The organism is Pseudonocardia xinjiangensis, from assembly GCF_050948425.1.
GTDB lineage: Bacteria > Actinomycetota > Actinomycetes > Mycobacteriales > Pseudonocardiaceae > Pseudonocardia > Pseudonocardia xinjiangensis.
In genome coordinates, this window is record NZ_CP192009.1 from 4,385,624 (window position 1) to 4,409,862 (window position 24,239).

Sequence of the window (24,239 nt, forward strand, 5' to 3'; positions counted from 1 at the left end):
CATGCTGAAAGACATTCGGACGGCACTGGCGGTGCCCCGCTGGGCACTCGGCTTCTTCGGCCGCCACGTGGTCATGGTCGTGGGCCTCGGCGCGATTCCCGCCATCGAGCGCTTCACGGGCCAACTGGGAGCGCGCGACCCGCTCCTGGGCGCCACCCTGGAGGTGACCACTCTGGCCGTGCGGATCGTGTTCGCCGCACTGGTCGTCCGGCTCGCCGTCACCCGCGAGCCCGCCATCAGCGCGCTCGGCGCGGCCGAGGTCGGGCGCAGGCTGCGGGCGTTCGCGGCGCACCATCCCCGGAGCCTGGTGCTGCAGGTCGTGCTGATCGCCGTGCTGTTCGCGCTGGCCGACCTCGTGCCGGAGCAGCTCGTCCCGGCACTGACGCCGGTCGGCCCCCACTACTGGGCGGTCCTGCTCGCGGTCAAGAACGTCACGGTCATCCCGTTCACGATGATCTGGCTGGTGGGAGCCGTTCGGCAGGCGCTGCTCGCCGCCGAGTCGCCGGCCCGGACCTGAGCATTCACCGTCCTGCGGTGGCAGTGTCACCACCCGCGATGAGCTCCCGGGCGTACACCCGTGCCGGTTCGGCCAGGAGATCCGCGAGCTCCGTGAACAGCTCGGCCGCACGCACGCCGTTCCAGCGCGCGGGCAACAGGTGCGGCGGCAGACCGGGGTCGGCGTAGGGCAGCCGCCGCCAGTCGGTCACCAGCCGCACGTAGTCGGCGAACGCGGCCGCCCCGTCCGGGGTACGCCGCCGTGACCAGCGCGCCCGAACCGGGCGGTGCCGGTCGAGGAACGCCGCGTAGAGGTCACGCAGCCCGTCGAGGTCCCACCACTCGCCCACGGTGGCCGACAGGGCCTCGAACGCGAGGTGCTCGCCGCGGAACACCTGGACGTACCCGTCGAGGCCGAGCCGGCGCAGCACGTCGATCACCTCGTCGGCGAGGTGGCCGGGGGCGATCCACACGCCGGGGGCCGCGGTGCCGAACCCGAGCCGGGAGAGCTGCGAGCGCAGGGCGTGGCGCTTCTCCCGCTCCGACTCCGGCACCGAGAACACCACGAGCACCCAGCCGTCGGCCGCGGTGGCCCGGCGCCGCCCGAAGATCCGCGCGTCACCGTCGTCGAGGATCTGGCGCGCCGCGGGCGTGAGGACGTAGCCGGCGCTGCCGTCGCGGCGGTCGGGGGCGAGCAGGCCCCGACGCTTGAGCCGCGAGATGGACGAGCGCACCGCGGCCTCCTCCACCCCGAGCCCGGCCAGCAGCCGCACGAGCGCCGCCACCGAGAGCCGCCCGCCGTCGTCGCGGGCATAGAGGCCGTACAGCGTGACGATCAGCTGCCGCGGCTGCACGGCGCCGGCCAGGGGCGCGTGGTCGACGGCGGTCACGCGGACACGATATCGACCCCATCGCTCCTGCTGCTTGCTTGACTCTCGTCACCACAGCGCCATACTCGATCAGGGGGAGGAGGTGCCGCCATGACGAGGGCCCGCAGTGCACCCACGGACCCGTTCTGCCGGGAGCACCTGCCGCCCCGTGAGCAGTGGCCGCAGCTGTGGTTCGACCTGCCGGAGCTGCAGTACCCCCGCCGTCTCAACGCCGCCAGGGCACTGCTCACCGGTCCACCCGACGAGCGGCCGTGTGTCCGCGGCTCCGGCGAGGAGTGGAGCTACGGCGACCTGCGCCGCCACGCCACCCGGATCGCCGCCGTGCTCACCGACGACCTGGGCCTCGTCCCGGGCAACCGGGTGCTGCTGCGCGGGCCGAACGAACCGTGGATCGTGGCCTGCTGGCTCGGGGTGCTGCTCGCCGGCGGCGTCGTGGTCACCACGATGCCGATGCTGCGCGCGGGGGAGCTCGCGACGATCTCCGACATGGCCCGCCCCGCGCTGGCGCTGTGCCACCACGCCTACGCCGACGCCCTGCCGCCCGGCCTGCCCGTGGTCTGCTACGCGGGCGACGCCGAGCTGACCGCCCGCAGCGCCACGAAGGACGGCCGGTTCACCCCCCTCGACACGGCCGCCGACGACGTGGCCCTGCTCGCCTTCACCTCGGGCACCACCGGCCGGCCGAAGGCCACCATGCACTTCCACCGCGACATCCTCGCCATCGCCGACACGTTCTCCCGCCACGTCATCCGGATGCATCCCGGGGACGTCGTCATCGGCACGCCGCCGATCGCGTTCACGTTCGGCCTGGGCGGCCTGGTGGTGTTCCCGCTGCACGCCGGGGCCAGCACCGTGCTGCTCGACCGCACCACCCCCGAGCAGCTCGCGGCGGCCGTGGCCGCGGAGGGCGCCACGGTGCTGTTCACCGCGCCCACGGCGTACCGGGCGGTGCTCGCCTCCGGCGGGATCCACCGGCTCGCCGGCCTGCGCCGGGCCGTCTCCGCCGGTGAGGCGCTCCCGGCGACCGTGTGGCACGCGGTCCACGACGCCACCGGGCTCCGGATCATCGACGGGATCGGCTCCACCGAGATGCTGCACGTCTTCATCTCCGCCGCCGACGACGACATCCGCCCCGGCCGCACCGGCCGCGCCGTGCCCGGGTACCGGGCCGCCGTGCTCGACGACGACGGCAACCCCGTGCCCGACGGCACGCCGGGCCACCTCGCCGTGCAGGGCCCCACCGGCTGCCGCTACCTCGGCGGTGACCGCCAGGAGAACTACGTGCGGCACGGCTGGAACCACACCGGCGACACGTTCGTCCGAGACGCGGACGGCTACTTCACCTACCTCGCCCGCAGTGACGACATGATCGTCTCCGCCGGGTACAACATCTCCGGTCCGGAGGTCGAGCAGGCGCTGCTCGGCCACCCGGACGTCGTCGACTGCGCCGTGATCGGCACGCCGGACCCCCAGCGCGGTGCGGTCGTCACGGCCTACGTGGTGCTGCGTGACGGCGCCACCGCGGACGCCGGAGCGCTGCAGGACTTCGCCAAGCAGGTGATCGCGCCCTACAAGTACCCGCGGCTCGTCGAGTTCGTGCCGGTACTGCCGCGGACCAGCACCGGCAAACTGCAGCGCTTCGTGCTCCGTGAACGCGCCTGGCACGACGACGGCGAAGGGCGGTAGGGCCATGCGGATCGCGGTGGTGGGCGGCGGACCGGGCGGGCTGTACTGCGCCGCACTGGCCAAGCAGCTCGACCCGTCCCACGAGGTGACGGTGTGGGAACGCAACGCCGCGGAGGACACCTTCGGCTTCGGCGTGGTGTTCTCCGACGAGACGCTGGGCGGCATCGAGCACGCCGACCCGGCGGTGTTCGCCGCCATGGCGCGCCACACCGCGCGGTGGGACGACATCGACGTGCACTTCCGGGGCACGGTCACGACGTCGGGCGGCCACGGGTTCTCCGCGATGAGCCGCCGGGAGCTGCTCGCCATCCTGCAGCGCCGCTGCGTCGAGGTGGGTGTCACGGTGCACTTCCGCACCCCCGCTCCCGACCTCGACGTCCTGCGCGCCTCCCACGACCTGGTGATCGCCAGCGACGGGGCCAACTCCGCCGTCCGCGCGGCAGGCGACTTCGGTGCCACGGTGAGCAGCGGGCGCAGCCGGTACATGTGGCTCGGCACCGACCGCGTGCTCGAGGCGTTCACGTTCGACATCCGCGAGACCCCGCACGGCGTGGTGCAGCTGCACGGCTACCCCTACAGCGCCGACGCCAGCACGGTGATCGTCGAGATGCACGAGGACGTCTGGCAGCGGGCGTTCGCCGGCATCGCGGCGCTCGACCTGGCTCCGGGAGAGAACGACACCGCGTCCATCGCCGCCGTCGCCGAGATGTTCGACGACCTGCTCGGCGGCGCGAAGCTCACGGGCAACAACTCGCGCTGGCTTGCCTTTCCCACCGTGGCGACCGCGACCTGGCGCAGCGGCAACGTCGTGCTGCTCGGCGACGCGGCGCACACCGCACACTTCTCCATCGGGTCGGGCACGAAGCTCGCCATGGAGGACGCGCTGGCGCTGGTGGCGTGCCTGCACGAGCACGACGACCTCGACGCGGCGCTCGCGGCCTACGAGGAGGAGCGCCGTCCGGTGGTGCTGTCCACCCAGCGCGCGGCGCAGGCCAGCCGGGAGTGGTTCGAGGACATCGGCCACTACGTGCACCAGCACCCGGCGCAGTTCGCGTTCAACATCGTCACCCGCAGCCGCCGGGTCACGCACGACAACCTGCGGGTACGCGACCCCGACTTCGTGGCCGACACCGAGCGCTGGTTCGCGGGAGACGGCCGCCACGCTCCCCCGATGTTCCAGCCGTTCCGCCTGGGCAACCTGCAGCTGCGCAACCGGGTGATCGTCTCCGCGATGGACATGTACCGCGCCGAGGACGGGCTCCCCAACGACTTCCACCTCGTCCACCTGGGCAGCAAGGCACTCGGCGGAGCCGGACTGGTGATGACCGAGATGCTCTGCGTGTCCCCCGAGGGCCGGATCACGCCGGGCTGCAGCGGGATCTACACCCCCGAGCAGGAGGCCGCCTGGGCCCGGGTGGTCGACTTCGTGCACACCGAGACCGACGCGATGATCGGCGTGCAGATCGGCCACTCCGGGCGCAAGGGCTCCACCAAGCTCATGTGGGAGGGCATCGACGTGCCGCTGCCCGAGGGCGGCTGGGACGTCGTCGGCCCGTCCCCCATCCCGTACTCCCCCGCCAACGCGGTGCCGCGCGAGCTCAGCACAGCGGAGCTGGACGAGATCCGGGAGCAGTTCGCCGCCGCCGCGCGCGCCGCCGGCCGCAGCGGGTTCGACGTGCTGGAGCTGCACTGCGCACACGGCTACCTGCTGTCGTCGTTCCTGTCCCCGCTGGCCAACGCCCGCACCGACCGCTACGGCGGGGACCTCGAGGGGCGCCTGCGCTTCCCGCTGGAGGTGTTCGACGCCGTGCGCGCGGCGTGGCCTGCGGAACGCCCGATGACGGTGCGGATCTCCGCGACGGACTGGCACGAGGGCGGGGTGGACGTCGACGAGGCGGTGGCGATCGCGCGGGCGTTCGCCGAACACGGCGCCGCCGGGATCGACGTGTCGACCGGGCAGGTGCTGGCCGCGGAGCGGCCCGCGTTCGGGCGCAGCTACCAGACGCCCTTCGCCGACCGGATCCGCAACGAGGTGGGCCGCGAGCTCGGCGTGGCGGTGATCGCGGTGGGCGCCATCTCCTCGTGGGACGACGTCAACTCGATCCTGCTGGCCGGGCGGGCCGACCTGTGCGCGCTCGGCAGGCCGCACCTCTACGACCCGCAGTGGACGTTGCACGCCGCGGCGGAGCAGGGCTACACGGGAACCGCGGCCCCGTGGCCGAAACCGTTCGCGGCCGGCAGCCGCATGCCCCGGACCGGTCGCACCGACGGGCCACGGCCGCGGCTCGAGCTCATCCGCAGGACGGCGCCGAGCACGCGGCATCTGCGCTGGCGCCCCGGGGGCGGGGTGTAGGCGAGTGCTCCAGCTACGACGAGAGACGGTCCGGGCGGCCCGAGCCGTCGAGGTCGGCGTCGTGGCGCCGCCGGGCCATGTCGGCGATCCCGTGGATCGAACAGGGCCACGGGGAGGACGGCAGGCCGGTGCCGCCCTTCGTGCAGGTGCGGCACCGGCCGGCGCCGTCGGGTACGTGGTCGGCGAGCAGGCGCTGCCAGACCTCCACCATGGGTGCGAGCTCGACGGCCACCCGCTGGCGCTCCGCAGCTGCGGTGGTGCCCTGGGCGTCCGGCGACGGGATGCTCCGGGTGTCGCGGGCGAGGACCGGAACGGTGTCCGGCACGGCCTCGAGCGCGGCACGGCCGTGGCGACCGTCGGCTCGGGCCGCGCTCGCACCCCAGGAGTAACTCATCGCGCTCCCCCGCCTCACCGACCTCGCGACGTCACCCGGCCGGGTGGCGTCCCCTGACGATCGTGGCTTTTCGGCCTTGCATCCGCAAGTGCCTCTGCACAACCATCTGCACGTGCATCCAGGTCCCGACCCCACCCATTGGCGCAAGAGCACGGTGAGCAATCCCAGCGGCAACTGCGTTGAGCTGGCCGAACTCTCCGGGGGGATGGTCGCGGTGCGCAACTCGCGGCAGCCGACCGGCCCCGTACTCATCTACACACGAGCCGAGATCGCCGCATTCATCCACGGCGTGCGCCGTGGAGAGTTCGACGATCTCGCAGGGTGAGCGTAGAGCGTCCGGTTGCCCTGAGGGCGCAGGCTCGGCACAGTTGTTTCCTTCACACCTGCGCGGAGGCGAGTAGGCGGTACTCCTGGGGGGAGCGCGCGTGCGATGAACGGTGCACTGGCAGGTGCGGCGACCCACGTGGGTGCGCCGTGAGCGCGATGCGCGACGGCATCGGACCGGAGGGCGCCAGGTCCGGTGAGGGCGGCGCCGGCACCGGCGGGGACGCCCCGGCACGCAGCATCAACCGGGCCGGCGGCGGCGGGCCGACCGTCCTGCGCCTGGGGCTCGGCGGCGAGCTGCGCCGCAGGCGGGAGGCCGCCGGCGTCACCCGCGAGATGGCGGGCGATGCGATCCGCGCCTCCCCCGCGAAGATCAGCAGGCTCGAGCTCGGCCGGGTCGGTTTCAAGGAGCGCGACGTCGCCGACCTGCTCACCCTCTACGGGGTGGGCGAGGGTGCCGAGCGCACCCAGTTCCTGGCGCTGGCGCGCCAGGCCAACGCACCGGGGTGGTGGCACCGCTACGCCGACCTGCTGCCCGGCTGGTTCGAGACCTACATCGGGCTGGAACAGGCGTCCTCGCTCATCAGGACCTACGAGCTGCAGTTCGTGCCGGGGCTCCTGCAGACCGCGGACTACGCGCGCGCCGTCACCCGGCTCGGCCACACCGACCCCGACGAGGTGGAGCGGCGCGTCGAGCTGCGGATGCGGCGCCAGGAGCTGCTCACCGCGGACGGCGCCCCGACGCTCTGGGCGGTGATCGACGAGGCGGCACTGCGGCGGTCGCTGGCCGGTCCCGAGCTCTCCCGCGCCCAGCTCACGCATCTGATCGAGATGAACGAGCTGCCGAACGTCTCCCTGCAGATCGCGGCGCTGCGCCACGGCGGCCACGCCGCGGCGGGCGGGGCGTTCTCCATCCTGCGGTTCGCCGAACCCGACCTGCCCGACATCGTCTACCTCGAGCAGCTCACCAGCGCGCTCTACCTGGACAAGCGCGGGGACGTCGACCACTACGCCGCGGTCATGGACCGGCTCTGCGCGCAGATCGACCCGCCCGACCGCACGGTCGGCATCATCTCCCGGATCCGCGCAGAGCTCTGAGCACCGGGACGACACCGGCGACCAGCAGGCCGCCGTAGGCTCGGGCGATGCGGCGCAAGCTCCGGTCCCCACTCCCGCAGCGGCACGGGCTCGACGCCGTGCGGCTGCGGACGCCGGTCGAGGCGTCGTGGGCGACGATGCGCGACCACCTCGTGGAGCGGCTGCCGCGCGTCGCCCCCGCCCGCATCGACGCGATGCTGCGCGAGCAGCGGATCGTCGACCGGGACGGGCCGATCGCCCCCGACGCCCCGTACGTCCCCGAGTCGTTCCTCTGGTTCCACCGGGACCTCCCCACCGAGGTGCCCGTCCCCTTCGCGATCACCCCCGTGTACCGCGACGAGGACCTCGTCGTGGTGGACAAGCCGCACTTCCTGGCCACGATCCCGCGCGGGCAGCACATCGTGGAGACCGCGCTCGTCCGGCTGCGCCGTGAGCTCGACCTGCCCACGCTCAGCCCGGCCCACCGGCTGGATCGGGTGACGGCAGGCCTGCTCATGTTCGTGGTGCGGCCCGAACGGCGCGGGGCGTACCAGACACTGTTCCGGGACCGGCTGGTCCGCAAGACCTACGAGGCGATCGCGCCGTACGACCCGCAGCTGACGCTCCCCCGCACCGTGCGCAGCCGCATCGTCAAGGAGCGCGGGATCATCTGCGCCCGTGAGGAGCCCGGCCCGGTCAACGCCGAGACGGTGGTCGAGCTGCTGGATCAGCGCGATGGGCCGGACGGGGTGCGGCTGGGCCGCTACCGGCTCACCCCGCACACCGGCCGCACCCACCAGCTGCGCCTGCACATGAGCGGGCTGGGGGTGCCGATCCTCGGCGACGACTTCTACCCCGTGCTCACCGAGAAGCCCCTCGACGACTTCAGCCGCCCCCTGCAGCTGCTCGCCTCCACGCTGGAGTTCACCGACCCCGTCAGCGGGAGGGAACGCCGGTTCCGCACCGGGCTCACGTTGACGTCCTTCACGTCCTACGCCGCGTGGGCCGCACCGGTGCCGCCCCCGGCCGCGTGATTCGGGTCTGGCTCCGCGAGTCGCCCGTCCCGTGCGCGCGAGTCGCCCGTCTCGTCCGCGCGAGTCGCCCGCTTCCGTCGGCAGGTCCGGTCGGTCACACGGGTCGTACGCCCAGCTCTCGCGGTGATCACCGCATATGGGACGGTCAGTCCTCGGGTGAGTCGTTCGCGGCGTCCAGCGCGTCGCGCAGCGCGGCACGCGAGCTGATACCGAGCTTGGGGTAGATCCGGTAGAGGTGCGCACCCACCGTCCGATGGGACAGGTAGAGCCGCTCCGCGATCTGCTTGTTGCTCAGCCCCGACGCCGCCAGGTCCGCGATCGCGCGCTCCTGCGAGGTGAGCGTGGACCCCCCGATGTCCGCCTGGCGTACCCCGTAGCCGCTGGCGCGCAGCTCCCGGTTGGCCCGCGCCGCCCACGGCTGCGCGCCGAGCCGTTCGAAGGTGCTCGCCGCGGACGTCAGGAGGGCCTGCGCCTCCACGGTGGCCCGGGCGCGGCGGCGGTTCTCGCCGTACAGGAGCGCCACCCGGGCCTTCTCGAACGGCCACCGGCCGCTGCCGGGCACCGCGAGCGCCTGCTCGAACGGTGCCGTCGCACCGTCGCCATCAGCGACGACGGCCGCCGACGCGGCGGTGAGCATGGCCAGCCGGGGGGAGATCGCGGCGAGCCCGGCGTCCTGCAGCGCGGCGGCGTGGGCAGCCGCCGCGTCGTGGCGGCCCGTACGCACCGCCGACTCCACGAGGTCCATGGCGACCCACAGCGCGTTCGGGACGTGGGACGGGAGGGTGCCGGCCGGGCTCACCGCGGTGGCGTGCGCGTAGGCCTCCTCGATGTCGCCGCTGCCGAGCGCGGCCAGCAGGCGCACCTGCTCGGCGAACATCTGGGCCGTCCGGACACCGCGCGGCGCCGCCCGCGTGACCTCCACCGCCAGCTTCCGGGCCATGTCGGCGTCGCCACGCGCCGCGGCGAGCATCGCCCTGCTGTAGAGGAAGCACCACTGGAAGAACTCGGCCTCGGGGCCGGTGCACACCTCCAGCCCTTCCTCGGCCAGCTCGTCGACCTGGTCCCACTCGCCCGCGGCGAAGTAGTCGAAGCACATCATCGACAGGCTCCCGGCGTAGCGCCGGGAGAAGCCGCCCTCCCGCCCGACGCGCACCACGCGCCAGAGCGCGTCGCGGCACCCCGACAGGCGGTCGGGGGAGATCGCCGCCATCCCGACGCGCGCGATCGTCACCGGGTCGGACTCCTCGGCGAGGCCGGCGATGAGGGCGTCGAGCGTGGCCAGCACGCAGGCGTCGACCCGGGTCGGATCAGCGGCGGTCCGGCTCTGCACGGCGAGGATCTCGGGGACGCCCGGCGTGAGCCGGTCGAGGGCGGCGTGCAGGGGACGCCACAGCTCGGGCCGGCCGCCGTGCCAGCTCAGGAGCACGAGCGTGTGCAGTGCCGCGATGAGCGCGGGGTCCCGGGCGTCGTAGTGGTGGGACCCGGTCTCGATGGCGCCGACGAGCACCCGGTGCGCGGTGTCGACGTCGCTCTCCCCGATGGTGAGCAGGAACGCGGCTGCCGACGCCGCGTGCAGCGAGTTGCCGGCGTCCGGGTCGGCCTGGCGCGCGTCGAGGAGCCACCGCGACGCGTTGCCCGACTCCCCACGCAGGTCGGCGCCGACGAATGCCGCCTCCGCGAGCCGGCGCGCCCGGTCCGCCGGGATCGGGCTGAGGTCCGCCGACCGCGTCAGCGCCGTGACCGCACCGGCCCCGTCCCCCCGGCGCAGCACCCGGTGGGCCACCTGCTCCAGCGACGCGGCCACCTCCTCGTCCGGCTCGACGGTGGCCTGGGCCAGGTGCCAGGCCTGCCGGTCGGGATGACCCGTCAGCGTGTCGGCCAGCGTCCGGTGCGCCCGGCGCCGCTCCTCGTCGGACGAGAGCTCGACCACGGCCGACCGGATCAGGGGGTGGCGGAAGCTCACCCGCCCGGCTTCCTCGTCGACCAGCAGCAGCCGGGACCGGTTGACCTCGCTCAGCTCGTCGTCACCCACGTGCGCCCGGACGGCCACCCGCAGGATCCCGAGATCGCCGGTGCCGTCCAGCGCCGCCAGCAGAAGCGCCTCGCGGGGGCGCGCCGGAAGGTCCGCCACCCGTGATCCGAACAGTGTCTGCAGGCGCCGGCTCAGCGGCAGGAACGCCGGCAGCGCGCTCACCGCGGGGTGACGATGCCTGCTCAGCGCCGTCGGTAGCTCCAGCAGAGCCAGCGGGTTGCCCTGCGCCTCGCTCAGCACCCGATGCCGGACCCGTTCCTCCAGCCCCGGGAAGCGGCGCGCCATGAGGTCGGCGGCGGCCTCCTCCGCGAGCGGCTCCAGCTCGTACCCGGGCAGTCCCCCCAGCTCGAAGAAGCCACCGGCATCCGGCCGCACGGCAGCCAGGAAACCGACCCTGGTCCCCGCGGCCCGGCGGGCCACGGACCCCAGCACCGAGGCGCTCACCCGGTCGACCCACTGCAGGTCGTCCAGGATCACGACGACCGGATCGGCCCGGGCCACCTGGCGCAGCAGCGCGAGCGTGGCCTCGACGACCACCGGCCGCTGCGGGGACGGACCCTCACCGGACCCCATCGCCACGGAGAGCGCGGCACGGTGCGGCGGGGCGAGCCCGTCCAGCCGGTCCAGCAGCGGGAGGAGGGCCTGGTGCAGGCCGGCGAAGCTCACATCGGCCTCGAACTGCACGCCGGCGGCCCGCAGCACGCGCATCCCCGCTGCCGTCGCCATCTCCGCGGCCGCGTCGAGCAAGGTCGTCTTGCCCAGGCCCGGCTCCCCGAGGAGGAGCAGGGCGCCCCCGTCGACCTCCACAGTGGACAGGAACGAGCGAATGCCGTCCAGCTCCGCGTCTCGTCCGACCAGACCGGCGCCCGGCCCATCCGGTCGACCGGTCGCGTCGCTCATCCGGCGACCTCCGCTACTCCTGTGGAACGGTCGAGGTGAACCGCGAACAGGGCCTCGAACCCAACCATCGGACCCCGCACCGGTCAAGGACGCGGAGACCGCCGGGACGCCCGCCATGGCGGCTCCCCCGTGATCATCGTGGCCGGTCAGGCCCCGTTTCCCCGCGCGCCGGCCCGAGCGGCTCCCCCCGCTGCCCCGGCGGGCCACGAAATCCGCGGCGACCGGCCTGCGCCGGCACTTCCGGGGAAGCAGATTCGCAGAACCGTCCCCACCTGCCATTCTCTTCGGCATGACGGCGAGACCTGTGGGACGAGCAGCACCGACCCTGGAGTCGGTGGCGGCACGGGCGGGCGTGTCCCGGGCCACCGCGGGGCGGGTGCTCGCAGGCTCCACCACGGTCGGCCACGATGCGCGCGAAGCAGTGCTGCGGGCCGCCGCCGAGCTGTCGTATGTGACCAACCGCGCCGCGCGCTCGCTGATGACCCGCCGCAGCGACTCGATCGCCTTCGTGGTGGCCGAGTCGGAGGAACGGTTCTTCGGCGACCCGCACTTCGCCCTCGTCCTGCGGGGCGCCCACGCCGTGCTCGCGGCGCACGACGTCCAGCTCGTGTTCAGCATCCTGAGCACGGAGGCCGACCGGGACCGCTTCCAGCGCTTCGCCAGGGGCGGGCACCTCGACGGCGTCATCATCGTGTCCCTGCACGGCGACGACCCGCTGCCCCGGAGGCTGCAGGAGGCCGGGGTTCCGGTGATCCTGTCGGGCCGCCCGTACACCGAGATCGACGGGTTGTCCTATGTGGACGCCGACAACGTGGGTGGCGCCCGGGCCGCCGTGCGCCTGCTGGTCGACCGCGGACGGCGGCGGCTGGCGACGATCACCGGACCGCTCGACATGACGGCGGCCATCGACCGGCGCGCAGGGTTCGACGCCGAGGTCGCGGCCAGCGGCCTGTGCAGTCACGGCGTCCGGGACGGCGACTGGTCGGTGGCGGGGGGACGGCGCGCGATGCTGGACCTCCTGGCCGCCGAGCCCCGCCTGGACGGGGTGTTCGCGGCCAACGACCTGATGGCCTTCGGGGCGCTGCAGGCCGTGGCCGAGACCGGCCGCAGCGTTCCGGGCGACATCGCGATCGTCGGCTTCGACGACTCCCCCACGGCGTCGGCGACCCATCCCGCCATCACCACGGTGCGCCAGCCCATCATCGCGATGGGCGAAGCGCTGGCCACCCGGCTGCTCATGCTGATCGAGCGGGGCGAGCCGCTGGAACCGATGGTGATGGGCACCGAGCTCGTGCTCCGCGAAACGGCCTAGGAGCGCGCTGAACAACTCGGCCCTACTGCGCGGCACCCAGGCGGCGCCCTCGCGGCGTTGTCGTCGAGCCCGATACAACAGCGGTATCGGCCCCTCCTCCGCCTGGCGATGCCACCACCTGGATCACCGCTCGCTACGAGCGGAGTTGTTCAGCACCCTCCTAGACACGCCCGTACGGGTGCTCCGCGGGGCGTCACGGCACAGTTCGGTCACGCAGCACGACACTCCATTGACATCTCGTCACCCGACCGAGACCCTCCTGTGCACGGTGTGAGAGCGCTCTCACACGATCTGGAGGATCAATGCAGACCCCACGGAGGACGCCGGTCGCGATCGCGGCCCTGGCGGCGTGCAGCGTGCTGGTGCTCAGCGCCTGCGGTGGCTCGGGCGACACGGCCACCCCTGCCGCCGGAGGGCCGGTGGACCTGAAGGTCAACCTCTTCGGCACCTTCGGCTACCAGGAGCTGGGCCTGTTCGAGGAGTACGAGAAGGCGCACCCCGGCGTCACGATCAGCTACGAGTCCACGCAGGACGAGGACAAGTACTGGCCCGCGCTGCAGACCCGCATGGCCTCCGGCGCCGGCGTGGCCGACGTCCAGGGCATCGAGGTCTCGCGCATCGCCGACGTCGTGGCCAACCAGCCCGACCAGTGGACCGACCTGCGCGACACCCCCGCCGCCGACGCGATCGGCCGCTACATCGACTGGAAGGAGCCGGCCGCCACCACGCCCGACGGCGCGGTGCTCGGTCTCGGCACCGACATCGGCCCGATGGGCATGTGCTACCGCTCCGACCTGCTGCAGCAGGCCGGGCTCCCCACCGACCCCACCCAGCTCGCGGCGCAGATGTCCACCTGGGACGCCTACCTGGCCCTCGGTGAGACCTTCAAGGCCAAGGCCCCGGCCGGCACCGCATGGGCGGACGCCGCCGGCGGGATCTACGACGCCATGACCTCGCAGCTGGCGGTGAAGAACTACGACAAGGACGGCAAGCTGATCTTCGACTCGAACCCCGACCTGCGGTCGCGGTTCGACACGGCGGCGAAGGCGGCCCAGGCCGGCCTCACCGCGAAGCTCGAGCAGTTCGCCGACCCGGGCTGGGACCAGGGCTTCTCCTCCGGCAGCTACGCCACGATCGCCTGCCCGTCCTGGATGATCGGCTACATCAAGGGCAAGGCGGGCGACGGCGGCTCCGGGAAGTGGAACATCACCTCCCTGCCGGGCGGTGCCGGCGGCAACTGGGGTGGCTCCTACCTGGCCATCCCCGAGTCCAGCCAGCACAAGACCGAAGCCGCCGAGCTGATCTCGTGGCTCACCGCGCCCGAGCAGCAGGCCAGGCTCTTCGAGAAGGTCGGCAACTTCCCCTCCACCAAGGACGGGATCGCCAAGGTCTCCGGCACCACGGACCCGTACTTCAACAACGCCCCCATCGGCAAGATCTTCTCGGACTCGGCGAACGCCGCACCCGTCCAGATCCTCGGTGCACAGGACGGCGTGATCAAGAACGAGGTGTCGCAGGCGCTGCTGTCGGTCGAGACGGCCGGGGTCACCCCCGACGCCGCATGGGCCACGGCCGTCAACAACGTGAAGAACCAGGCCGGCTGACGGACGGCCCTGACATCGCGGCCGTCCGGTCCGTGGGTAGCCCCCAGCGACCGGACCGGACGGCCGCCTGCCCCGGTGCCACAGCACAGGCGGCCCCTCCCGGCGGACGCCGGAGTCGTCCCGCCGGCCGGGGCGACGGCCAGGTCCGCCTCGACCCGCGCCCGCCGGCGACCGCGCTGCATGCCGTCAGGAACCCGTACGACCACAGGGATCCCGACGCGGCCGGTCGAAGCGAGAGAGCGCTCTCTTGACAGAACCATCTCTTGACGAAGACGCTCACACAGGATCGTGAGAGCGCTCTCATCCGATCAATCTGGAGGATCAATGCAGACCCCACGGAGAACGGCGGTCGTACTGGCAGCCGCCGTCATGAGCGGAGTGCTGGTGCTCAGCGCCTGCGGTGGCTCGGGTGGCTCGAGCACCGACACCGCCGCCTCCGGTGGCCCCGTCGAGCTCACGGTGGGCCTGTTCGGCACGTTCGGCTACGACGAGGTCGGGCTCTTCAAGGAGTACGAGTCCCAGAACCCGGGCGTCACCATCAAGTACGAGTCCACCCAGGGTGAGGACAAGTACTGGCCCGCCCTGCAGACGCGGCTCGCCTCCGGCAGCGGCGTGGCCGACGTCCAGGGCATCGAGGTCGCCCGCATCTCCGACGTCGTCACCAACCAGCCCGACCAGTGGACCGACCTGCGCGACACCCCCGCAGCCGACGCGATCAGCCGCTACATCGGCTGGAAGGAACCGGCCGCCACCACACCCGACGGCGCGGTGCTCGGCCTCGGCACCGACATCGGCCCGATGGGCATCTGCTACCGCAGCGACCTGCTCCAGCAGGCCGGGCTGCCGACCGACCCCGCGGCGCTGTCGGCCGAGATGCCGGACTGGAACGCCTTCCTCGCCCTCGGCGAGCGCTTCAAGGCATCCGCGCCGGCCGGCACGTCGTGGCACGACTCCGCCGGTGGCCTCTACAACGCGATCGTCTCCCAGCAGAAGCAGATCTACTACGGCCAGTCCGGCGACCTGGTCTTCGACAGCAACCCCGCGGTCCGGTCGGCCTTCGACACCGCGGCGCGCGCCGGCCAGTCCGGGCTCACCGCCAAGCTCGAGCAGTTCGTCGACCCCGGCTGGGACCAGGGCTTCTCCTCCGGCAGCTTCGCCACGATCGCCTGCCCGTCCTGGATGATCGGCTACATCAAGGGCAAGGCCGGTGACGGCGGCTCCGGTAAGTGGAACGTGACCTCGCTGCCCGGCGGCGCGGGCGGCAACTGGGGCGGGGCCTACCTGGGCATCCCGCAGGCCAGCCAGCACAAGGACGAGGCCGCCAAGCTGATCGCCTGGCTCACCGCTCCCGAGCAGCAGGCCCGGGTCTTCCGCGAGGTCGGCAACTTCCCGTCCACCACGCAGGCCATCGCGTCGGTCACCGACACCACCGACCCGTACTTCAACAACGCCCCCATCGGCAAGATCTTCTCCGACTCGGCGCAGAACGCCCCGGTGCAGATCCTCGGCCCGCAGGACGGCGTGATCAAGAACGCGATGGTGCAGGCCCTCCTGTCCGTCGAGACCACGGGCGCCGCGCCCGACACCGCATGGAACACCGCTGTCGGCAACGTCAAGAACCAGGTCGGCTGACGTCATGACCATGCAGGTAGATCGTCCGGTCGCCGGGGAGCGCGGGACGCCCCCGGCGGCCGGGACACCGAGCCGGCCCTCCTGGCGCTCGCGTCTCTACGCGTTCGAGGGCCGCTCGGCGCCGTATGCCTTCATCGCGCCGTTCTTCCTGGTGTTCTTCGCGTTCGGGCTCTTCCCGCTGGTCTACACCGCCTGGATCAGCCTGCACTCCTACCGCCTCGGCGGCCGGATGCGGTGGATCGGCTTCGACAACTACGTCTGGCTGTTCTCCAACCCCAGCTTCTACAACTCGCTGTGGAAGACGATCACGATCGGCATCCTGTCGACCGTGCCGCAGCTGCTGCTGGCGCTGGGCCTGGCCCACCTGCTCAACTACCGGCTGCGCGGCCGCACCTTCCTGCGCGTCGCGATGCTCATGCCCTACGCCACCTCGGTCGCGGCGGCGACGCTCGTGTTCGCCCTGATCTTCGGCCGCGACGGCGGCATCGTGAACGGGCTGCTCGGCGTCGTCGGCATCGAGCCGGTGGACTGGCGCAACGGCAACTGGACGGCGCAGATCGCCATCTCCGTGATCGTGATCTGGCACTGGACCGGCTACAACGCCCTGATCTACCTCGCCGGCATGCAGTCGATCTCGAAGGACCTCTACGAGGCCGCAGCCATCGACGGCGCGAATCGCTGGGAGCAGTTCCTGCACGTCACGATCCCCGGGCTGCGCCCCACGATCATGTTCACGATCATCGTGTCCACGATCGGGGCGAGCCAGCTGTTCGGCGAGCCGCTGCTGTTCGGCGGCGGGCAGCCCAACGGCGGCTCGGTGAACCAGTACCAGACCGTGGGGCTGTTCATGTACCAGCAGGGCTGGCAGTACAGCCAGCTCGGCCGGGCGGCGACCGTCGCCTGGGTCATGTTCATCCTGATCATCGGGCTGGTGTTGCTCAACTCCTGGTTGGCCCGCAGGCGCCGCCCCGCTACCGAGGGGACTCTCTCGTGACCACCGTGGACGTGCACCACATCTCGGCGTCGCTCGCGCCGCCGTCGCCCAAGCGGGGCCGGGGTCGCCCGCAGGACGCCGCGGGATGGCTGACCTACGGGATCCTGACGGTCACGACCCTGCTGTTCGTGGCGCCGTTCTACTACATGATCGTGGCCGCGAGCCGTCCGATGTCGGAGATGAACACCTTCCCGCCGCCGCTGGTGCCCGGCGGGGACCTGTTCAGCAACATCGGGACGGCCATCCACCAGCAGAACATCGGGCTGGCGCTGTGGAACTCGCTGGTGGTCTCGACGGTCGTCACCGTCTCCACCGTGCTGTTCTGCACCCTCGCCGGCTTCGCGTTCGGGAAGCTCCGCTTCCGGGGACGCAACCTGCTGTTCGCGATCACGCTCGGCACGATGATGATCCCGCCGAGCCTCTCGGTCGTCCCGCTCTACTCGGTCATGGCCGAGCTCGGGCTGGCCGGCACGCTGAGCTCGGTGATCCTGCCGTCGCTGTGCGCGGCGTTCGGCGTGTTCTTCATGCGGCAGTACCTGATCCAGGCGCTGCCCGACGAGCTGCTCGAGGCGGCCAGGGTCGACGGCGCGACGACGCTGCGCACCTTCTGGAGCATCGTCCTTCCGATCGCGCGGCCCGGTGCGGCCGTGCTCGGCATGCTCACCTTCATGACGGCCTGGAACGACTTCTTCTGGCCGATCATCACGCTGAACTCCTCGAACCCCACCGTCCAGGTGGCGCTCAACAACCTCGGCAGCGGCTACGTCCCGGACACGGCCGTGATCATGGCCGGCACGCTCATCGGCACGCTGCCGGTGCTCGTGGTGTTCGTGCTGCTGGGACGCCAGATCGTCGGCGGCATCATGGCCGGGGCGGTCAAGGGCTGATGGGCGAGATCTCGATCACTATCATCTCGATCAGTGCCATTTCGACCAGGGCCGCAACCCGATGTGAGAGGACCAATTGACCACCACGCAGACCGCCTCGTCAACCGACGCACTGCAGTTCCCCGCGGGGTTCCTGTGGGGCTCCGCCACCGCCTCGTACCAGATCGAGGGGGCTGTCAACGAGGGCGGGCGCACCCCGTCGATCTGGGACACGTTCTCCCACACCCCGGGGCGCGTGGAGCGCGGCGACACCGGTGACGTGGCCGACGACCACTACCACCGCTTCCGCGAGGACGTCGCGATGATGAAGCGGCTGGGGCTCACCACCTACCGGTTCTCCGTCGCGTGGCCGCGGATCACCCCGCAGGTCACCGCCGACTCGCTCGGGCCGGTCAACCCCGAGGGCATCGGGTTCTACTCCGACCTCGTCGACGAGCTGCTCGCCGCGGGCATCTCGCCGTCGATCACGCTCTACCACTGGGACCTGCCCCAGGCCCTCGAGGACGCGGGCGGCTGGACGTCGCGCACCACCGCCGAACGGTTCGGCGAGTACGCGGAGGTCGTCGCGGCCGCACTGGGTGACCGGGTGCCGCTGTTCATCACGCTCAACGAGCCGTGGTGCAGCGCCTACCTCGGCTACGCGAGCGGCGTGCACGCCCCCGGCCGCACCGACGACGCCGCGGCGCTCTCCGCCGTGCACCACCTGAACCTGGCCCACGGGCTGGCCGCCGCGTCGATCCGGCGTGCCTCGCCCTCGTCGCGGGTGGCGCTCACGCTCAACCTCGCGTGGGTCTGCCCGGAAACCGACTCGCGGCAGGACGCCGAGGCGGCACGGCGGGTGGACGGCCTGCAGAACAGGGTGTTCCTCGACCCCGTCCTGCGCGGCAGCTACCCCGCCGACGTGCAGGCCGACACCGCGGCGGTCACCGACTGGTCGTTCGTCCAGCCCGGTGACCTGGAGATCATCTCCGCGCCACTGGACGTGCTGGGCGTCAACTACTACTCCCCCACGCGGGTGCGGCACTGGACGCGCGAGCGCCCCAAGGAGCACGCCGACGGCCACGGTGAGGGCCACGCCAGCCCGTGGATCGCGTGCGAGGACGTGGAGTTCCCGTTCCAGCACGACCGCAAGACGGACATGGGCTGGAGCATCGACCCGCGCGGCATGACCGAGCTGCTCCTGCGCATCGCCCGCGAGGCGCCGGGCCTGGAGATCATGGTCACCGAGAACGGGGCAGCCTTCCCCGACGTGGTGAACGAGGAGGGCCGCGTCGTCGACACCGACCGCATCGACTACCTCAAGAGCCACCTCGCGGCGGTGCACGAGGCGATCGAGGGCGGCGCCCCGGTGACGGGCTACTACCTCTGGTCCCTGCTCGACAACTTCGAGTGGGCCTGGGGGTACGCAAAGCGCTTCGGGATCGTCCACGTGGACTACGACACGCAGGTCCGGACACCCAAGGACAGCGCCCTCTTCTACGCCGACGTGATTCGGGGAAACGCCTTGCCGAGTTGAGACGACTCCCCCTGGGACACCCCGGTCGTGTGAGCGGCCGGGGTAGTCTTGCCGCCGGTGGCTCACCGGCCGGCAGTAGCCTCAGGAACGGAGGTCGGGGTGCGGCTCGGCGACGAGGACGATCTCCGCAAGGGACCTGATCCCGAGGACCGCGACCCCATGGACAGCAACGGCCACGACAGCGACGCCGAGGGCCACCCGATCGATCTCGCCGCCCTCCGGGAGGACGACGCGCTGGTCGAGGAGCTGGCTGCGGGACTCGTGGCTCTCGGCGAGCTGCCGCGCGAGTCCCACGGTACCGACGACGAGCTGGTGGCCATGCTCGCCGCCTGGGTGGCCGAGGTCCGGCCCGACGCCGAGTCCCAGGCGGCAGCGGTCACCGCCGTCACGGCCGCGGCCGGATCGGCCGACGAGAATGCCGGCTCCTCGAACACCGTGTCCGCGCTGCGTCCCCCGTCGGGTCGCGGGAAGCACCGGGCCGTCGTGCCGTACGCCCGCCGCCTGGCCGCCGCCGCCGCACTGCTGATGCTGGGCACGTCGGGGGTGGCGATCGGGGCGTCCGAGGCGTCACCGGGCGAGGCGCTGTGGCCCGTCTCGAAGGTCTTCTACGCCGAGCGCGCCCGGTCCGTCGAGGCCGCGGCGGAGGTCAACTCCGGGCTCGAGGCAGCACGTACCGCCCTTCGGCAGGGGCGTCGGTCCGAGGCCGCGCGCGCGATCGCCACCGCCACCGCCCGTCTCGACGAGGTGCGCCCCGCCGAGGGCCGCGCCAAGCTCGCCCAGGAGCAGGAGAACCTGCTGGCCGCCCTCAGCGGGGCCCCGTCCGCCTCGCCCGCCACGCGCACGCCACTCGCCCCGTCCGCGGACCGGACCGAGGGGCCCAGCCTGGGCACGGCGACCCCCACCCCCACCCCCACCCCGTCCGACAGCTCCGCGTTGGCCTCCCCACCTCCGCCCGGCGGCACGTCCGTCCCGCGCGGTGTCCTGCCGCCCGGCGCGCCGGGCAGCTCGTCGGGCTCCACCTCCCCGAGCGGACCCACCTCGTCCGGCAGACCCAGCTCCCCCACCGGACCCAGCTCCCCGAGCGGGCCCACGAGGCCCGGCGCGGTCCCGGTCGTGCCGCCGTCCGGCAGCGAGGCCCCGGACACGGGGACCCCCTCCTCCGCCCCCGAGACCCAGCCGCAGTCGGAGTCAACCGAGCCGGAGTCGCAGCCCGAGTCGGAGTCGCCCCAGGCCGAGTCGCCCCAGGCCGAGTCGCCCCAGCCCGAGTCGCCCCAGCCCGAGTCGCCCCAGCCGGAATCGCCCCAGCCGGAATCGGCACAGCCGGAGTCCCAGCCGGAATCGCAGCCTCAGGTCGCCCCGGGTCCCCCGCCCCAGTCCGCAGAGCAGCCCCCCTCCCAGCCGGAGTCCCAGCCCGAGTCGCAGCCCGAGTCCGAGCCGCAGCCGGAATCGCAGTCCCAGCCGCAGCCGGAGCCGGAGTCGGAGGCCCCCGCGGGTCAGGACGAGCCTGCTGCCACCGACGGCGGAAACCCGGAGGGTGAGCAGCCGGGTGAGGGCCCCGCGTCCGCCGACGGGAACGGCGGCAACCCCGGAGAGTCCCCCGCCGACGACACCTCCCCCGACGACGGCTCCGGACAGGATCAGTCCGGCCCGCCCGCGGCGGGCGAGCCCGGCGACAACAACGACACCACCGCTGACGACAGCAGTTCGGACAACAGCGGCCCGGACAACAGCGGCCCCGACAACAGCGGCGCGGTCGGCGGATCTGACGAGGGCGGATCCGAGAACGGCAATGCCGACAACGGCAGCGCGGGCAACCCCGACTCGGAGAATGGCGGGACCCCCGACAACAGCGGCTCCGACAACAGCGGCTCGGACAACACCGGATCCGGCAACAACAGCGGGTCCGACAACAACGGCGGCTCCGACAACGCGGGCTCCGACAACAGCGGGTCGGACAACAGCGGCCCCGAGAACAACAGCTCCGAGAACAACGGCGGCGGCCGCGGCGACAACGGCGACTCGGACAACGGCGACTCGGACAACAGCGGGTCCGACGACGCGGGCAGCTCCGTGAGCTCCGACGACAACGGCGGCTCGGACAACAGCGGGTCCGACGACGCGGGCAGCTCCGTGAGCTCCGACGACAACGGCGGCTCGGACAACGGCAGCTCCGACAACGACGGCGGCCGCCGCGACAACGACGGGTCCGACAACAGCGGCTCCGACAACGGCCGCGGCTCGGACAACGGGTCCTCGGACAACGGCGCGTCCGACAACGACGGCGGCTCCGACTCCGGCGGTGGATCCCTGCTGTCGACGGTGACCGACCTCGTCTCCACGAGCGTCGAGAGCCTGTAGCCCCACCCCGCCGCGCCGGCAGAGGGGTTACGCGCGCCCGACCTGTTCCTCGCAGACCCCACGGGCGCTGCGAGGACCCCACCCAACGCGCGGAACGCGTGGTCAGGTGCCCGGGCCGGGGTCCACCGCGAGAGTGACGAGCACCGGCCGCAGCCCCCGCCGGGCCGGGGTTCCGCGCGCCCGACCTGGTCCTCGCAGACCCCAGCCAGCGCGCGGAACGTGTGGTCAGGTGGCCGGGCCGGGGTCTGCGGCGGGGTGTCTCCGGGCGACCGCCACCAGCACCGCGGGCTCGGCGCCCACGCTGTGCAGGGCGCGCAGGCCGAGCCCCGTCAGGCACAGGACGGCGCCGGAACGGAAGCGGCGGCGGCCGCCCGCCCCGCACTCCAGGTCGACCTCCCCGGACTCGACGACGACCAGCGCGTCGCTCCATTCCGCCTCGTCGAAGGCCCGGGTGGTGCCGCTTTCGAGGGTGACGACGGTGGTCCGGAACCCGGGGCCCGGCGGCCGGGCGAGAAACGAGAGCGGTTCGCTGTCCAGGGGGGCCAGCACCCGGCCGCGCGCGGGCTCGCCGGGCGACGGCGCCCCCTCGGCGCCGTCGTCCGACTCGGGCGACTCGGGCGACTCAGCGTTCACCGGCCCTCCCAGCATCGGGTGGACCGTCCGAGCCCACTGCCGTTATGACGGCCGGGGTGGGCAGAAGTCATCGGTCGCGGCGGATCCGGACCGGTTCTCGTCGAGGTGCAGCCGCAGCATCGCCGCCGCTGCCCAGGCAGGTGGGGTGCCGCGCAACGACACGAGCACCATGGTGGCGAACGCCAGCGGCACCGACCACAGGGCGGGCTGCCCCAGCACGATCGCCGGGAGGCCGGGTGGGGCCCCGAGGATCAGGTCGACGCCGATCACACCGGCCGAGGAGATCAACCCGACCACCATGCCCACGATGGCGCCGCGGGCCGTCAGCCGCGGCCACCAGATCCCGAGCACGAGCAGCGGGCAGAAGGTGGACGCCGCCACCGCGAACGCCGACGTCACCAGCACACCGACGTCGATCCGCTCCGCCCGCAGCGCGAGCAGCACCACCACCAGCGCCGCGGCGATCGGGGTGAAGCGCAGCCGGCGCAGCGTGCCCGGCACCAGGTCGTGTGCGAGCGCCCCCGACACGACGAGCAGCAGTCCGAGCGACGTGGCGAGGAACGCGGCGAAGGCGCCCGCGGTGAGCAGCGCGGTGAACATCGTCCCGACCCAGCTCTGGTCGACGGTGGCCGGGAGCGCCACCACCACCGTGTCCGTCCCGCCCGACAGGTACAGCTCGGGGAGCAGTACCGCCCCGAGCAGCCCGTAGATCGCGGGGAAGAGGTAGAACACCCCCAGCAGCCCGACCGTGATCGCCGCGGTCCGCCGGGCGCCGCGGCCGTCGGCGCTCGTGTGGAACCGGACGAGGATGTGCGGCAGGCCCATCGTGCCGAGCACGGTGGCCACGAGCATCGACCAGGTCGCGAGCACCGGGTAGCCGCCGGGGTCGAGCAGCGGCCGCGCCCACTCCTCACCTCCCGGTGGCCGTCCGGTTCCCACCTGCGGAACGGGCGCTCCGGCGTCGAACACCCAGGTGGTTCCGCCCTCGGCCGCGTACCGCCCCGGGGTGAGCAGCTGCTGGGGGTGGCCCGCGATGGCCGCGTGGGTGGGCGCGGTGATCGTCAGCTCCGTGTCGAGCCGGAACTCCACCGGGGTGGCGACGGGAAACCGGGTGAACTCGACCGGTTCGAGGGCGTCGGCGCGGACGACCGGGCCGACCTGCAGCACCAGCCAGATCGCCGGGACGATGAACAGCACGAGCTTGAGCGCGAACTGGAACGCCTGGACGTAGGTGGCCGCGCGCATCCCGCCGAGCGACAGCGTGATGCTGACGGCGGCGCCGGCGATCACCACGCCCACCCAGTACGGGCTGCCGCTGACCACGGCGAGCACCTGCCCGGCGGCGGTGAACTGCGGCACCAGGTAGAGGAACGCGATCACCAGCACCACCACGGCAGAGAGCCTGCGCAGCCTGCGGGACCCCAGCCGGGCCTCGGCGAAGTCCGGCACGGTGAGCGCACCGGTGCGGCGCAGCGGCGCGGCCACGAGCGCGAGCATCACGATGTACCCCGCGGCGAACCCGACGGGGTACCAGAGCGAGCCCACCCCGTCCTTGACGACGAGACCGGCGACGCCGAGGAACGACGCCGCGGAGAGGTACTCCCCCGAGACGGCGGCCGCGTTGACGGTGGGGGAGATCCGGCGCGACGCCACCAGGAAGTCCGAGGTGGTGCGCATCGCCGCCACCCCGCGCGCTCCGATCAGCAACGTGATCAGCAGCACGGGGACGATGGCGAGGATCACTCGCGGACTCCCGGTGGCCGGTCCGGCCGTTCGGTGCGCTCGGCCCGCCGCAGCTGCCATCGGGCCAGCAACGCGAGCACCGGGTAGGGCAGCACGGCCACCGCGAGCCAGGACACCGGGATGCCCCCGAGCCGCACCTCGTCCAGCCCGGGGGCGGCCACGAGCAGCAGGGGCAGGCCCAGCAGCAGCGCGGCCAGCAACCCGAGCACGGTCAGCGCGTGCCGCAGCTGCCGGCGGTGGATGCGCCGCGCCCGCTCGGCGTCGGCCGGGGCGAGGTGCGGCGGGACGGCCGGAACGCCTGTTCGCCGCCCCGCGAGTGCGAGCCTCGTCTGGGGGCTGGTGACGGCGATCCGACGCTGGCGGGTCATCGGGGCC

The 24,239-nt window shown here is 72.8% G+C and carries 19 protein-coding genes; 13 read left to right on the plus strand and 6 right to left on the minus strand.

Features of this window, described 5'->3' with window-relative positions; all coding sequences use genetic code 11:
- Position 1: 1 nt before the first annotated feature.
- Complete coding sequence (locus ACQPZA_RS20705) at positions 2-517, plus strand: hypothetical protein (protein WP_433272873.1); 516 nt, start codon at positions 2-4, stop codon at positions 515-517.
- Between the two features lie 4 nt (positions 518-521).
- Here ACQPZA_RS20705 and ACQPZA_RS20710 read toward each other — a convergent pair whose 3' ends face one another.
- The gene (locus ACQPZA_RS20710) at positions 522-1,385 is read right to left on the minus strand and encodes a PaaX family transcriptional regulator (RefSeq protein ID WP_433272875.1); all 864 of its coding nucleotides are present in this window, start codon (positions 1,383-1,385) and stop codon (positions 522-524) included.
- A gap of 90 nt (positions 1,386-1,475) precedes the next feature.
- Between ACQPZA_RS20710 and ACQPZA_RS20715 the strand changes: the two genes are divergently transcribed.
- Together ACQPZA_RS20715 and ACQPZA_RS20720 are read left to right on the plus strand one after the other, a co-directional pair.
- Positions 1,476-3,071, plus strand: a complete 1,596-nt coding sequence (locus ACQPZA_RS20715) for an AMP-binding protein (RefSeq protein ID WP_433272877.1) — start codon at positions 1,476-1,478, stop codon at positions 3,069-3,071.
- 4 nt (positions 3,072-3,075) lie between these two features.
- Complete coding sequence (locus ACQPZA_RS20720; RefSeq protein WP_433272879.1) at positions 3,076-5,424, plus strand: bifunctional salicylyl-CoA 5-hydroxylase/oxidoreductase; 2,349 nt, start codon at positions 3,076-3,078, stop codon at positions 5,422-5,424.
- A gap of 13 nt (positions 5,425-5,437) precedes the next feature.
- Here ACQPZA_RS20720 and ACQPZA_RS20725 read toward each other — a convergent pair whose 3' ends face one another.
- Positions 5,438-5,818 carry a hypothetical protein gene (locus ACQPZA_RS20725; RefSeq protein ID WP_433272881.1) on the minus strand — a complete coding sequence of 127 codons (381 nt, stop codon included), beginning with the start codon at positions 5,816-5,818 and terminating at the stop codon, positions 5,438-5,440.
- Positions 5,819-5,906: 88 nt separating this feature from the next.
- Here ACQPZA_RS20725 and ACQPZA_RS20730 point away from each other — a divergent pair, with 88 nt between their 5' ends.
- The 3 genes from ACQPZA_RS20730 to ACQPZA_RS20740 all read left to right on the plus strand — a co-directional run bounded on the left by ACQPZA_RS20730 (position 5,907) and on the right by ACQPZA_RS20740 (position 8,253).
- A complete protein-coding gene (locus ACQPZA_RS20730; protein ID WP_169398847.1) occupies positions 5,907-6,143 on the plus strand; it encodes a DUF397 domain-containing protein in 237 nt (78 codons plus the stop codon).
- 158 nt (positions 6,144-6,301) lie between these two features.
- Positions 6,302-7,240, plus strand: coding sequence for a helix-turn-helix domain-containing protein (locus ACQPZA_RS20735; protein WP_433282908.1), 939 nt, complete (start codon positions 6,302-6,304; stop codon positions 7,238-7,240).
- A gap of 47 nt (positions 7,241-7,287) precedes the next feature.
- Positions 7,288-8,253, plus strand: a complete 966-nt coding sequence (locus ACQPZA_RS20740) for an RluA family pseudouridine synthase (RefSeq protein WP_433272883.1) — start codon at positions 7,288-7,290, stop codon at positions 8,251-8,253.
- A gap of 145 nt (positions 8,254-8,398) precedes the next feature.
- On the opposite strand, the gene ACQPZA_RS20745 is transcribed toward ACQPZA_RS20740, so the two are convergent.
- A complete protein-coding gene (locus ACQPZA_RS20745; protein ID WP_433272885.1) occupies positions 8,399-11,185 on the minus strand; it encodes an AAA family ATPase in 2,787 nt (928 codons plus the stop codon).
- Positions 11,186-11,474: 289 nt separating this feature from the next.
- Here ACQPZA_RS20745 and ACQPZA_RS20750 point away from each other — a divergent pair, with 289 nt between their 5' ends.
- From ACQPZA_RS20750 to ACQPZA_RS20780, 7 genes are all read left to right on the plus strand, one after another.
- Entirely contained in the window at positions 11,475-12,497 is a 1,023-nt protein-coding gene (locus ACQPZA_RS20750) for a LacI family DNA-binding transcriptional regulator (protein ID WP_169398844.1), read from the plus strand.
- 302 nt (positions 12,498-12,799) lie between these two features.
- Positions 12,800-14,101, plus strand: coding sequence for an ABC transporter substrate-binding protein (locus tag ACQPZA_RS20755; RefSeq protein WP_433272888.1), 1,302 nt, complete (start codon positions 12,800-12,802; stop codon positions 14,099-14,101).
- 324 nt (positions 14,102-14,425) lie between these two features.
- Positions 14,426-15,733: an ABC transporter substrate-binding protein gene (locus ACQPZA_RS20760; RefSeq protein ID WP_433272890.1), complete on the plus strand. Its 1,308-nt coding sequence runs from the start codon at positions 14,426-14,428 to the stop codon at positions 15,731-15,733.
- 4 nt (positions 15,734-15,737) lie between these two features.
- Positions 15,738-16,727 (plus strand): carbohydrate ABC transporter permease, encoded by a 990-nt coding sequence (locus tag ACQPZA_RS20765; RefSeq protein WP_169398841.1) that lies wholly within the window; start codon positions 15,738-15,740, stop codon positions 16,725-16,727.
- 5 nt (positions 16,728-16,732) lie between these two features.
- Positions 16,733-17,614: a carbohydrate ABC transporter permease gene (locus tag ACQPZA_RS20770; RefSeq protein ID WP_425563890.1), complete on the plus strand. Its 882-nt coding sequence runs from the start codon at positions 16,733-16,735 to the stop codon at positions 17,612-17,614.
- 76 nt (positions 17,615-17,690) lie between these two features.
- Complete coding sequence (locus ACQPZA_RS20775) at positions 17,691-19,130, plus strand: GH1 family beta-glucosidase (RefSeq protein ID WP_433272893.1); 1,440 nt, start codon at positions 17,691-17,693, stop codon at positions 19,128-19,130.
- A gap of 99 nt (positions 19,131-19,229) precedes the next feature.
- On the plus strand, positions 19,230-21,488 hold the full coding sequence (locus ACQPZA_RS20780) for a hypothetical protein (RefSeq protein WP_433272895.1): 2,259 nt from the start codon (positions 19,230-19,232) through the stop codon (positions 21,486-21,488).
- Between the two features lie 225 nt (positions 21,489-21,713).
- Here the strand turns inward: ACQPZA_RS20780 and ACQPZA_RS20785 are convergent, their stop codons facing one another.
- The 3 genes from ACQPZA_RS20785 to ACQPZA_RS20795 are packed head-to-tail and all read right to left on the minus strand — an operon-like array spanning position 21,714 to position 24,232.
- Positions 21,714-22,121 carry a hypothetical protein gene (locus tag ACQPZA_RS20785; RefSeq protein ID WP_433272897.1) on the minus strand — a complete coding sequence of 136 codons (408 nt, stop codon included), beginning with the start codon at positions 22,119-22,121 and terminating at the stop codon, positions 21,714-21,716.
- A 42-nt stretch (positions 22,122-22,163) separates the two neighbouring features.
- Positions 22,164-23,864: a cation acetate symporter gene (locus tag ACQPZA_RS20790; RefSeq protein ID WP_433272899.1), complete on the minus strand. Its 1,701-nt coding sequence runs from the start codon at positions 23,862-23,864 to the stop codon at positions 22,164-22,166.
- Positions 23,861-24,232, minus strand: a complete 372-nt coding sequence (locus tag ACQPZA_RS20795) for a hypothetical protein (protein WP_169399954.1) — start codon at positions 24,230-24,232, stop codon at positions 23,861-23,863. Before ACQPZA_RS20795 ends, ACQPZA_RS20790 begins: the two co-directional genes overlap by 4 nt.
- Between the last annotated feature and the right edge of the window lie 7 nt (positions 24,233-24,239).